Source organism: Candidatus Symbiobacter mobilis CR, from assembly GCF_000477435.1.
In the GTDB taxonomy this organism is placed as follows: Bacteria; Pseudomonadota; Gammaproteobacteria; order Burkholderiales; family Burkholderiaceae_C; genus Rhodoferax; species Rhodoferax mobilis.
This window is the reverse complement of the sequence record NC_022576.1, coordinates 1,134,350-1,146,755: the sequence shown is the minus strand read 5'-3', so window position 1 is coordinate 1,146,755 and position 12,406 is coordinate 1,134,350. Positions and strand designations below refer to the sequence as shown.

Here is a 12,406-nt window from a genome sequence, read left to right as displayed (position 1 = left end):
CCAAAAGTAATTTCTTTGCAATGATAGCAATCATTGCTTTGTCAAACAGTTCATCGAACGCTCGGCTTTCGCAACTAGGTCACGTTCCTTCTTGGCGGTTTGGTCTTTGTCTGCGTACGGTTTGTGTCAATGGATTTTTTGGTGATCATGCCCCGATCACCGATGACAACCATACGACTGATTCCGAATTGTTTCCGCAATTTCCTGACCTCGGGCAGGGTTTGGAAAAGAGGGTGAAAGGAATACCTAAACGTTCCAACGCCAATAAGAGAATTCTGGTGTATTGAGGGGGATAAATTGAACCTAAATCCGGCAGTTACCTTGAGTTGGCGTCAACTGCCATCGGATTGGAGATAGTCGCAACCGCCGTTTTCTCATTCCGTTTGTGTTTGTCCATTTGATAAGTCCATCAATTCTCGTAAGTCATTGTGGAGCTTGAAATTCTCGCCCTAATCCAAAGTCCCAAGTCCCAATGCTGAAGTACGGCTGAAGTAGCTTGGGTTTAGAGCCTATTTCAGTAGGCAGGCGAGCCGAAGCAGTGTGCGTGGCGCCGGAGCGCAGGAACCGGAATGTACTGGTAGTACATGAGGATTCCGAGCACCGCCGCCGCGTGCAATGTGATGGCGCAGCCCCTACTGGAATAGGCTCTTAGGTGGAGGCAGGTTGCTAGGAGATGTACGGGACGCTATACCTACAGCATAGTCTTCCCCCTCGGTAGTGCTCACGGCGGTGACGCGATAGCCTTCACTGGCCCACGCAGCCAGATCTATGGCACGGCACTGGGCACCGCAGAAAGGGCGGAACGGGTTGGAGGGGGAATAGACGCTGGGTTGTCGACATGCAGGGCATGGCACCCGTTTTTCCGTATTCATGGCAGTGTGGCAAGCGTGGAATGCGTTGGCGGGATCGTTCCTACGCAGAGCGGTTCATGCGCAGAGTTGGATTTGGAAGGGGGTATCCACGTCCACGGCAATAACTTGGATTTCCGGGCTGAGCTGCATCATTCGCACGGCGATGCGGAGTCGGTTTGCGGTGGTTTCGGGGAACATGCCTGTGGCAGGGTCGAGCAGCAGGCGAACGAGTGACGGGGCGCTGTCTTCTGGAAACGGTTGGGAAAAGCGCCCGGCTTTGGCAAGCACGTCATAGGTTATGGCCGAATCCCGTACGCGTTGCAATACGAGCGCAACCGCAGCGGGCAAGGGATCCATCGCGTCGATCCAATTGCGCAGATCCTGCCTGCGCTGCTCTACGCTGCGGCGCAACCAGGCGTGGTATTGCGGGAAATCGAAGGGGGTAGTACCCCCGGGAATGTGAATGCGGCCACGCAGCGCGGCCAGCCAAGCGTCTTTTTCCAGTAAGGCCTTGGACGTTTGGTTGGTCGTCGATTCCAGCCTAGTGCGGCAGCTTTGCAGGTGTTTGACCATGGCTGTGAGCCAAGTCTGGTCGAATTGGTCGTCCCCCACGTAGGGTTGCAGGAAGCACAGGTGCTCGCCCAAGTCTTTGAGCAGATCCTGCCGGAGTTCGGATCGGGGGTTGGTGACATCCAGCACCTCGAACAGCGTCAGCAGCGCGAAGTGATGATCGGTGGGAGTATCTCGTTCAAGGAGTTCTTCGAGGCGGTCGAAGAGCTGCTCCAACCGCAGCAAGGTACGCAGCCGCTCGTTGAGGGGGTATTCGTATACCGACGCGGCGTCTATTGCGGGCATGGACTGGCGGGGAAGAAGGACGAGGCGTGCAACGTCACGCCTGGGGCGCAAGGGGCACGGTACATGCGGTGCGTGGCGATGATAGCCCGAGGCGGTATACCAGGGCTTCGACGTCTTGGCGCAATGCTTCGATGGTGCAGCCGTCGTTGAGGAGGATGCTGTCTGCATGGGCAAGACGGGTGGCGCGGTCGGTCTGGATTGCGAGCAGGGCATGCACCTCCTCGTCGCTCAGGCCACTGCGTTGGCGTACCCGCTCGATTTGCGTAGAGACGCTGCAATCGACGACGATGAGATGGTCGATGTCCATGCTCCAGTGTGCGGATTCAAGCAGCAGCGGTACGTCAAGCACTACGGTTTTGGCAGTGGCAGCGCGTTCCAGACTTCGCAATTCGCGCTCGATCATCGGGTGCAGGATGGCTTCCAGTCGCGCACGGGCTTCGGGGTTTGTGACGATGAGGCGGCGCATGGCAGGGCGATCCAATGCGCCCTGTGGAGTGAGCAGCGTCGGGCCAAAGGCATGCGCGATGGGCGCGATGGCAGCGCCACCAGCCTGCGTCAGCGAACGGGACACGGCATCAGCGTCAAGCACCGGGAAACCGCAGGCTCCCAACAGAGACGCCACCGTGCTTTTTCCACTACCGATTCCACCAGTCACGCCTAGCCGGAAAGGGCGGTGGGAAGCGTGGTTCCCGGCCATGGGAGGGATGGGTTGGGGGAGCAGTGGGGAAGCCGGATGGCAAGCGTCCGCGTGGCTACAGGCCAATCAGGCCCAGCAGGGCCGCAGGCCCCCACCACAGCGTAGCCAGCCCGGCAGAGGCCAGAAAGGGGCCAAAGGGAACGTACCGCCCGTCGCGCAGGCCGCCGAGCGCCTGGAGCGCAATGCCGACGATGGCGCCGATGACGGAGGCCAGCAAGATGATGGCAATCAGTGCCTGCCACCCGAACCACGCGCCCAATGCGGCGTAGAGCTTGAAATCGCCGTAGCCCATCCCCTCTTTGCCCGTGAGGAGTTTGAAGCCCCAGTACACGCTCCATAGCGCGAGATAGCCAGCCACGGCGCCCCATACGGCATCTGCCAGCAAGACGGGCGTGACCCCGAGCGCGGCGGCGATCAGCCCAGCCCACAGCAGAGGAAGCGTCAGGTCATCGGGCAGGAGGGTGGTATCCCAGTCGATCATCCCCAGCGCCAGCAAGGCAGCGCAGAAGCCACTCCATGTCCAGCCTTCTGCGGTCCAGCCCCAGCGCCAGCCGCAGGCGAAAAACAGCGCTGCCGTGGCCAGCTCAATGACGGGGTACCGTAGCGCAATGCGTGTTCCGCAAAAGGCACAGCGTCCCCGTAGCGCCAGGTAACTGAATACTGGCACGTTGTGGTACCACGCCAGCGCGTGTTTGCACGCAGGGCAATGGGAACCCGGGGACAACAAGTTGAACGAGGGCGAAGCATTGCCCGTGTTGGTTCCCAAGCTGGTTCCAGATGCGCCCTCGGTATTGGCGACGGGATTGGCATCGCCCTGGATTTGCGCGCACTCCCTCTTCCAGCGGGCTTCGAGCATTTGCGGCAGGCGCAGGATGAGGACGTTGAGAAAACTGCCCAACAGCAGACCGAACAGCCCCATTGCCAGGGCAGCGGGCAAGGCGCCTGCGCCGGAAAAGACATCCATCAGACCACCTGACCCAGCTTGAAGATGGGCAGGTACATCGCCACGACGATGCCACCGATGACGGTGCCCAGAAAGACGATGATGATCGGCTCTAGCAGGCTGGAAATGCCTGCGACCATGTCATCGACCTCGGCTTCGTAAAAGTCTGCGGCCTTGCCGAGCATGTGGTCGATGGAACCGGATTCTTCCCCGATCGCGCACATCTGTAGCACCATCGAGGGGAACAGGTGGGCGTTCGTCATCGCAGCAGTCAGCGCAGTACCGGTCGAGACTTCCTGCTGGATTTTGATCGTCGCGGACTCGTAGACGGAGTTGCCGGCGGCGCCGCCGACGGAGTCGAGCGCTTCGACGAGCGGAACCCCCGCAGCGAACATCGTCGAGAGCGTGCGCGTCCACCGTGCCACGCAAGATTTGTCCACCAGCACGCCGAAGACTGGCACCTTCAGCATGACTCGATCCATGATCAATTGCACTTTCTTGTTGCGTTGCCAGGCTTGCATGAAGAAATAGATCGTTCCGCCGATGCCGCCGAAGATCAGCCACCAGTATGTGACGAAGACTTCGCTGATCGCGATGACCATCAGCGTCGGGCCAGGAAGTTCCGCGCCGAAATTGGCGAACACCTCCTTGAATGCCGGTACGACGAAGATCATGATGACCGCCGTCACGACGAAGGCCACGATGACGACAGAAATCGGGTACATCAACGCGGATTTGATCTTGGACTTCATCGCCTCGGTCTTTTCCATGTACGTGGCGAGCCGGTCCAGCAACTGATCCAGGATACCGGCGGATTCCCCGGCTTCGACCAAGTTGCAGTACAAGGCGTCGAAATACAAGGGATATTTGCGGAACGCGACGCTTAGCGAGGTACCGGTTTCCACGTCAGTGCGGATGTCGTTCAGCAGGCGGGTAATGCTGGGGTTGGGGTTGCCGCGCCCGACGATGTCGAAGGCTTGCAGCAAGGGCACGCCGGCCTTCATCATCGTGGCGAGCTGCCGGGTGAACACGGCCAAATCTTTGGGCTTGATGGTTTTGCCAGCGCTCATGCGGCGCTTGCGTACCTTGGTGGGCGTCACGCCCTGGCGCCGCAGGGCCGCCATGGCCTGGTTTTCGCCCGCTGCACGGATTTCACCGCGAACTTGTCTCCCGCCGCGATCTTTGCCTTCCCACTCGTAGACGAATTCCTTGACTGTGGTCTTGGTCTTTTCGGTGCTGACTGCCATGATAGGAATGGAGTTGAGAAACGAGGAGAAAAAGGGCCGAGAACCGGAACGCTGAATGTACGAAGGAGGAAGGATGCAGGAGAAAGAATGAGGGACGATGGAGGAATAGGGTAAAAAAGAAGCTCAAGCCAAAGGCTCAAGCAGGCTCAAGGGTTTGTGACCGACAGCACTTCTTCCAACGAGGTCAGTCCTTCCCGCACCTTGACCAAGCCAGCCTCTCGCAGCGTCGCGACACCGTCGTATTGCGCCTGCGCGGCGATGTCCAGCGCACTACCGTCGTAAAGGATGATACGTTGCATCTCTTCGGTGATGGGCATAACCTGGTACAGGCCAACGCGGCCTTTGTAGCCGTTGTGACAGGCGTTGCACCCCACGGAGCGGTACGGTTTCCAGCTACCGTCCAGATCTTCGGCCTTGAATCCAGCGCTTAACAATGCGCTGGAGGGAACCTCTGCAGGCTGCTTGCATCTGGGGCATAGCCGCCGCGCCAGCCGTTGGGCGGTAATCAAAATCACGCTGGAAGCGATGTTGAAAGGCTCTACGCCCATGTTGCGCATCCGTACGAGGGTGGCCGGGGCATCGTTCGTATGCAGCGTGGAGAGCACCAGGTGCCCAGTCTGCGCGGCCTTGATGGCGATGTCCGCTGTGTCACGGTCGCGAATTTCGCCGACCATGATGATGTCTGGATCCTGGCGCAGGAAAGCCTTGAGCGCGACGGAGAATGTCAACCCTGCTTTGTCGTTGATCGAAACCTGGTTGATGCCGGGAAGCTGGATTTCCGCAGGGTCTTCTGCCGTGGCGATGTTGACCCCGGGTTGATTGAGCAGGTTCAGGCAGGTGTAGAGCGAGACGGTCTTGCCCGCGCCGGTAGGCCCGGTGACGAGGATCATCCCGTGCGGGCGCTGGATGGCCGAGAGCAGACGCTGTTTTTCGATCGCCCCGTACCCGAGCGCATCGACGCCCAACCTGGCACTGCTGGGGTCGAGAATCCGGATAACGATTTTTTCGCCGAACAACGTTGGCAGGGTGCTCACGCGAAAGTCCACGACCTTGTCTGCACTGAGGCGCAGGCGCACCTTGCCGTCTTGCGGGACGCGCTTTTCGGAAATGTCGAGCCGGGAAATGACTTTGATGCGCGAAGCGAGCTTGTCCTTGATAGCGATCGGCGGATTGGCGATTTCGCGCAACTCCCCATCAATGCGGAAACGTACCCGGTAGGTGTGCTCGTAGGGTTCGAAGTGCAGGTCGGAAGCGCGCATCGAAAACGCGTCGAAGAGCATCTTTTGCAAAAAGCGCACCACGGGCGCTTCGTCGACCTCGGTACTGGTAGTGGAGGATGCATCGTCGGTGGCGGCCTCGGACACCATGTCCTCGAACTCGATCTCGTCCCCTACCAGGCTCTCGATGGTGTCTACCGTCGAAGCCAGGTTCGCCGCGATGAACTTGTGGAGCTTGTCGCATTCGGCAATCACCCAGTCGGCGTTTTGCCGGGTGGCAAATTTGACCTTTTCCAGCATTTGTTTGTCGGTCGGGTCGGCAGTCGCGATGACGAGGCGGTTATGCCGTCTGCCGAGGACGACGATACGCTGTTCCTGGCACAGTCGGGTATCAAGGGCGTCACGGATGATGCGGGTGGGGTCGACGGCATCGAGGTCGACCATAGGCAGAGAGAACGCCACACACAGGAAATGCGCCAGTTCGGAAGGGGTCAACACCCCGCTTCCGAGAAGTTCCGCAGTGAACGGCACTTTGCGTGCCAAGGCTTTGCGGTGTATTTCCTGCGCTCGCGATGGTTGGATGCGCCCTGCACGAATCAAGGCATTGGCTACGCCGGGAAGTTCCCCGAAAGAAGCAGCATGGGGAGCGTCGGCAGTGGGGGACTCAGAGGCAACCATGGATGTGCCGGGCACTATCCTGCCCGGGATGGGGAGAATCGTGGAGACGCACGCCAAACCCAACGATCTCGGGGGCAGCAGGTGCAGTCAGTGTGAGGAGAAAACAGGATGCGAATGTACCTTGTCGGGGGCGCGGTACGCGATGCCTTGCTGGGTAAGGCTGTCGTCGACCACGATTGGGTGGTCGTCGGGGCTACGCCGGCGCAGATGCTCGCTGCCGGGTTTTTGCCTGTCGGGCGGGATTTCCCTGTGTTTTTGCACCCCACGACGCGGGAGGAGTATGCGCTGGCTCGTACCGAACGCAAGGTGGGCAAGGGGTACCACGGTTTCGTGTTCCATGCCGAGGAATCGGTCACGCTCGAAGCGGACCTGGCTCGAAGAGACCTCACCATCAACGCCATGGCCGTACCAGCGGAGGATGTACCCGAGTGGGAGGCCGACATTCGCTGCGACCCCGAGCGCACTGTGATGCAAATCATCGACCCCTTCGATGGTCGGGGAGATGTGCAACGCAAGCTGCTACGGCATGTGGGGGAGGCGTTCCGCGAAGACCCCGTGCGAATTTTGCGGATCGCACGTTTTGCAGCAGCATTGCCGGACTTCCGGATCGCGCCGGAAACGGGAAACATCCTTGCGGAGATGGTGCGAGGGGGGGAAGCAGACCACCTCGTCGCAGAGCGCGTGTGGCAGGAACTTGCGCGGGGGCTGATGCAGCCCAAGCCGTCCCGAATGCTTGATGTGCTCCACCGGTGCGGTGCGCTGGCTATTGTGTTGCCCGAGCTGGATCGGCTGTGGGGCGTGCCGCAGTGTCCTGTCGCGCATCCCGAAGGAGATGTGGGAACCCACGTGGGGATGGTGCTCGACGACAGCGCCACCCAGGGTTGTTCCCTGGAAGTGCGGCTGGCCTGCCTGTTGCACGATGTGGGAAAGGGCAGCACGCCAGTGCGTGCCTTGCCTCATCATCCGGGCCACGAAGAGCGCGCCAAGGAGCTGATCGAAGCTGTGTCACGCAGATGGAAACTGCCTGCGCGGTGCAGGGAATTGGCTTTGGTCGTGGCGCGGGAACATGGGGCCATCCATCGATGCAGGGCGCTGGATGCTGGAGCCTTGGTGGGCCTGCTGGCGCGCATCGACGCTTTCCGCAGACCGCAGCGATTGGAAGAGGTGCTGCAAGCCTGTGCTTGCGATGCCCGGGGGAGACAAGGGCACGCTGCGCAGCCGTATCCCCAGGGGGAATGGCTGCGCAACGTGTACAGCGCGGCCTCTGCCGTGGATGCTCGGGCCATCGCACTCCAGGCACAGCCCCAAGGCGGGGAGCATGTGGGCACCCTCCTGCACCAAGCCAGGGTGCAGGCCGTGGAAGCATGGCTGCATGCGAATGCAGCCGCTGGCGCCGAGGATGGGGTAGTGCAGGATATAGGGAGGGAAGGGAAGGAGACAGCGTAGGGGCGTGTTTGCCGCCTTGTCGTCGGCCCGTCAATTCTTGGCAGGGGGTGTTTTTGCGGCGGGGGGCACGTAGCGAACGATGGTGTTGCCCGAACGCTGGACGACATCGCCTGCAACGAGGTGGGGGTCTTCCGAGAACCCGTAGTTGCTTGGTTCAGCGCCACCAAACTCTACGCGTACTGTCCACACTTTGGTGGTGTTGAGGTTTTCCTGAATCTTTTTGCCCGCGTAGGCGCCGCCAGCGGCACCGGCGATCGTGGCCAGATCCTTGCCTCGTCCGGAACCAACCTGCCTTCCGAGCAGAGCGCCAGCCACGCCCCCGGCAATCATTCCCACGGTGTTGTGGTCGGAGGGCTGGTCTGTGACCGTCACGCTGATCACGCGCCCGCAATCGATGCAATAGCTAGTGGTGGTTTGCAGCGCGGAGGCAGCAGGTTTGGCGGGGGTTGCGGTAATGGCGGCGAGAGCACGCTCGTACTCGGTCTGTGCATCGCGTCGGCATTGCATCCGCGCAGCGGATGCACTCTCATCGGCACAGAGTTTCTTGTCTGCTTCCAGGCGAGCTTTGGCTGCGGCACGGGCTTCCTTGGCTGTGGGCGCAGTCTGAGCCCAGACGGAGGCCGCCGTGCAAGCCAGCACTGCGGCGGCAAGGTAGGAGAGGTAGAGTGCATGGCGCATGAGATATCTCCAAAAAAGTCGATGTGGGAAAGGGTATCGGAAAAAGACAACGGGAAAGGGCATCGTACTGTGCGCACGGGGTGGCTGCCGATTTTGTGCATTGCAGTGGGGTGTCATGGGGTCTGCGACAATCTTTCCCCCGTGCCATGGGTCAGCGCAGTGCCTTGCCATGAACCGGAATACTGGGTTCCGGATTTGGGTTTTGTTTCAATTTGCTCAAGGAATACAACGATGTCGAATGAATTTGTCAAACATGTTACCGATGCCAGCTTTGAAGAGGATGTGCTGAAAGCAACCAGCCCGGTACTGGTCGATTTTTGGGCGCCGTGGTGTGGCCCTTGCCAAATGCTGGGGCCTGTGCTCGACGAGGTCGCTGCGGAATTGCAAGATCGGTTGGTGGTGGCCAAGGTCGATGTGGATGGGAACCAGAAGGTGTCGGCCCAGTACGGGATTCGCGGTATTCCTGCGCTGATGGTGTTTCGTGGCGGCCAGCTCGTTGCTTCCCGCACGGGAGCCATGAGCAAAGCCCAGCTCCTTGCTTTCGTCGAACCCCATTTGTCCTGAACCGAAAAGTCCATGAGCTTGTTGGGACGGGCTGATGGGTTTGGTGCGGCATCCTGATGCCCAGCGTTTGCTGCATTGGTGGGAGCAACGGAAGTCGCGGTGACCACCTTGGGATGTACGCAAAACCGCCCCAACGTCGTGATATCCACTTGCCGTTGCTTGGCCTAGTCTGCGTTGGCATGCTTGGCTGGGACCGTTTTGCGCATGTCCTACGCATATTGTTTTGTCTGTTTGCTTTGACTGTTTGGGCAGCATGGTAGGCATATTGCCTGTGGGTTGGAAAAATAGGCGCAGACGAACTGGCGTGTCCTATAGCGCTCCCTATTCGGCAGCCCGCCCTATTCGGCAAGTCGGCATGGCATTGCAGCCTTACTGTCATAATGCCTCGCGGTAATTGGGATGGTGAGGGGTGGTTCGGGCTGGGGTTGCATTGCCCTACCTTTGCTCCCCATCCTTCCCCCGGTTTTTTTTCGCGCCGCTTTCTTCGCACCGAAGATTTTGCTTTCTGCAAGTTCGTCGGCGACATTGACAATGCAGGCTTGGTGTACCGCATGGTGTATTGGTTTGTTGCCCGGGTTTTTTACCGGGTTTTTTAACCAGTTTCGTCCTGCGGTTACGTTTTCCCCGGTGTTGTCTATTACCGGCTTCGATTGCTGTTCCCATCCCTCCGGCACCTTGCGGTACTAACTCGGTGGGTGCGACGGTTCCCCAAAGCGGTGGATCGTGTGGCCCTTTTGGGGTTACCACGAGCTGCTTTTCTTCACACCCCCCAGGTTGGCTGCATCCTCTGCAGCGCATTCTCCGGAAGGTGTTCTCTCCAGTATTCCCCACCCCAACGAGGGTTCATCCATGCACATTAATGAACTCAAGGCACTGCACGTGTCCGAAGTACTCAAACAGGCCGAAGACCTGGAGATCGAGAACACAGGACGGATGCGCAAACAGGAGCTGATGTTTGCCATCATCAAAAAACGTGCCCGTGCGGGGGAGCAAATCCTTGCCGACGGCGTACTCGAAGTGCTGCCGGATGGGTTTGGGTTTCTGCGCAGCCCCGATACGAGCTATACCGCGAGTACGGATGACATTTACATCAGCCCCAGCCAGGTTCGGCGATTCAACCTGCACACGGGGGACATGATCGAAGGGGAAGTACGCACGCCCAAGGATGGGGAACGCTACTTTGCTCTGAACCGGCTCGACAAGGTTAACGGAGGCGGCCCCGAGGAAAACAAACACAAGGTGATGTTTGAAAACCTGACCCCGCTCTTTCCCAAAGAGCAAATGCGTCTGGAGCGTGACATCAAGGGGGAAGAAAACATCACGGGCCGCATCATCGACATCATCGCCCCCATCGGAAAGGGGCAGCGCGCCTTGTTGGTGGCTCCGCCCAAAAGTGGCAAGACGGTGATGATGCAGCACGTTGCCCATTCGATCGCAGCCAACTACCCGCATATCCACATGATGGTGTTGCTTGTGGACGAGCGCCCTGAGGAAGTGACCGAAATGCAGCGCACCGTCAAAGGAGAGGTGATTGCATCGACCTTTGACGAACCCGCTGCGCGGCATGTACACGTGGCCGAGATGGTGATCGAACGGGCCAAGCGGCTTGTCGAACTCAAGAAAGACGTCGTCATCTTGCTGGATTCGATTACCCGCCTGGCCCGTGCGTACAACAACGTCGTTCCCTCCAGTGGCAAGGTACTCACCGGCGGGGTCGATGCCAACGCACTACAACGTCCCAAGCGGTTTTTGGGCGCGGCGCGTAACGTGGAAGAAGGGGGGTCGTTGACCATCATCGCCACGGCGCTCATTGATACCGGCAGCCGCATGGACGAGGTCATCTTCGAAGAATTCAAGGGAACGGGCAATTCCGAAATCCACCTTGACCGGCGCTTGTACGAAAAAAGGGTATTCCCGTCGATCCAGCTCAATCGCAGCGGAACCCGGCGCGAGGAATTGCTGCTGCCAGCAGACATCCTGCAAAAAACGCGCATCCTGCGCCAGTTCCTTTACAACATGGACGAGATCGAAGCGATGGAAATGGTGCTCAAGCAAATGCGTGCCACCAAGACCAATAGCGATTTTTTCGATTTGATGCGTAGGGGAAGCTGAGGCGCACCATGACGACTCCGACCACCATAAGCACGGAAGCCATGCAGAACGATGCTCGGCTTACCCCGCAGGAAGCATTGGCGCGGGTGATCGAACACCGGGAAATTTTTTACGACGAGATGCTGGGGATCATGCGCCAGATCATGCATGGCGAATGGTCTCCGGTGATGCTGGCGGCGTTCATTGCTGCGTTGCGCGTCAAGAAGGAAACCATCGGCGAGATCTCTGCTGCGGCGCAGGTCATGCGCGAATGCGCGACCAAGGTCGACGTTGCCGACAGCACCGAGCTGGTCGACATCGTGGGTACAGGCGGGGACGGTGCGGGCACGTTCAACATTTCGACCTGTTCGGCGTTCGTCGCGGCGGCGGCGGGGGCCAAGGTCAGCAAGCATGGTGGCCGCGGTGTCAGCAGCAAAAGTGGCAGCGCCGATGTGCTGGAGGCACTCGGGATCGATATTCATTTGCCCCCGGAGGCCATCGCCTCGTGTATCGAACACGTGGGCATTGGCTTCATGTTTGCGCCGAACCACCACCCCGCGATGAAGTATGTCGCTGCGGTGCGGCGGGAACTGGGGGTCAAGTCTCTTTTCAATCTGCTGGGGCCACTGACCAATCCGGCCGGGGCGCCCAACATCCTCATGGGGGTGTTTCACCCGGATCTCGTTGGTATCCAGGTGCGGGTGCTGGAACGGCTAGGGGTAGCGCACGCAGTCGTGGTGCATGGGCTTGATGGCATGGACGAGGCATCGTTAGGCGCTGCCACCCTCGTCGGCGAATACAAAAACGGCGTGGTTACTGAATACCAAATCCATCCCGAAGACTTTGGGATGCACATGTGCAGCAGCCGTGCGTTGCGGGTGGATTCACCGCAGCAGTCTCGGGTGATGCTGCAAGGGGTGCTCGACAACGTTGCCAGCCCTGCACGGGAGGTCGTCGTCCTCAACGCCGGGTTGGCGTTGTACGCTGCCAATGTCGTTCCCACGATGGCGGACGGCGTGCGTCGTGCCCGTGAGGCGATTGCATCCGGCTCGGCCAAAGCCAAGCTGGGTCAATTGGTTTCTTATGTGCAGTCGCTGGCGCCGAAGCAGGATCCCACGCAGGATCCGAAGCAGGAGTAG

General features: G+C 59.6%; 11 protein-coding genes. 4 read left to right on the top strand and 7 right to left on the bottom strand.

Translation table 11 applies throughout. The annotated features are described in order from the left end of the window. Positions 1-632: 632 nt before the first annotated feature. The 6 genes from CENROD_RS13030 to pilB all read right to left on the bottom strand — a co-directional run bounded on the left by CENROD_RS13030 (position 633) and on the right by pilB (position 6,488). Positions 633-872, bottom strand: a complete 240-nt coding sequence (locus CENROD_RS13030) for a DNA gyrase inhibitor YacG (protein ID WP_022771974.1) — start codon at positions 870-872, stop codon at positions 633-635. 54 nt (positions 873-926) lie between these two features. Then, entirely contained in the window at positions 927-1,706 is a 780-nt protein-coding gene (gene zapD, locus CENROD_RS04765) for a cell division protein ZapD (RefSeq protein ID WP_022771973.1), read from the bottom strand. A gap of 34 nt (positions 1,707-1,740) precedes the next feature. Beyond that, complete coding sequence (gene coaE / locus CENROD_RS04760; protein WP_022771972.1) at positions 1,741-2,403, bottom strand: dephospho-CoA kinase; 663 nt, start codon at positions 2,401-2,403, stop codon at positions 1,741-1,743. Between the two features lie 55 nt (positions 2,404-2,458). Next, positions 2,459-3,367: a prepilin peptidase gene (locus tag CENROD_RS04755; protein WP_022771971.1), complete on the bottom strand. Its 909-nt coding sequence runs from the start codon at positions 3,365-3,367 to the stop codon at positions 2,459-2,461. Continuing rightward, positions 3,367-4,593 carry a type II secretion system F family protein gene (locus CENROD_RS04750; protein ID WP_022771970.1) on the bottom strand — a complete coding sequence of 409 codons (1,227 nt, stop codon included), beginning with the start codon at positions 4,591-4,593 and terminating at the stop codon, positions 3,367-3,369. Before CENROD_RS04750 ends, CENROD_RS04755 begins: the two co-directional genes overlap by 1 nt. Before the next feature lie 146 nt (positions 4,594-4,739). Further along, entirely contained in the window at positions 4,740-6,488 is a 1,749-nt protein-coding gene (pilB, locus tag CENROD_RS04745) for a type IV-A pilus assembly ATPase PilB (RefSeq protein ID WP_022771969.1), read from the bottom strand. A gap of 108 nt (positions 6,489-6,596) precedes the next feature. Here pilB and CENROD_RS04740 point away from each other — a divergent pair, with 108 nt between their 5' ends. Then, entirely contained in the window at positions 6,597-7,934 is a 1,338-nt protein-coding gene (locus CENROD_RS04740) for a multifunctional CCA addition/repair protein (protein WP_022771968.1), read from the top strand. A gap of 30 nt (positions 7,935-7,964) precedes the next feature. Here the strand turns inward: CENROD_RS04740 and CENROD_RS04735 are convergent, their stop codons facing one another. Beyond that, entirely contained in the window at positions 7,965-8,612 is a 648-nt protein-coding gene (locus CENROD_RS04735) for a glycine zipper 2TM domain-containing protein (protein ID WP_022771967.1), read from the bottom strand. 231 nt (positions 8,613-8,843) lie between these two features. Between CENROD_RS04735 and trxA the strand changes: the two genes are divergently transcribed. The 3 genes from trxA (at position 8,844) to trpD (ending at position 12,406) form a co-directional block, all read left to right on the top strand. Further along, complete coding sequence (gene trxA / locus CENROD_RS04730) at positions 8,844-9,176, top strand: thioredoxin (protein ID WP_022771966.1); 333 nt, start codon at positions 8,844-8,846, stop codon at positions 9,174-9,176. A gap of 849 nt (positions 9,177-10,025) precedes the next feature. Continuing rightward, a complete protein-coding gene (rho, locus tag CENROD_RS04720; RefSeq protein WP_022771964.1) occupies positions 10,026-11,288 on the top strand; it encodes a transcription termination factor Rho in 1,263 nt (420 codons plus the stop codon). Positions 11,289-11,296: 8 nt separating this feature from the next. Next, positions 11,297-12,406 (top strand): anthranilate phosphoribosyltransferase, encoded by a 1,110-nt coding sequence (gene trpD / locus CENROD_RS04715; RefSeq protein ID WP_022771963.1) that lies wholly within the window; start codon positions 11,297-11,299, stop codon positions 12,404-12,406.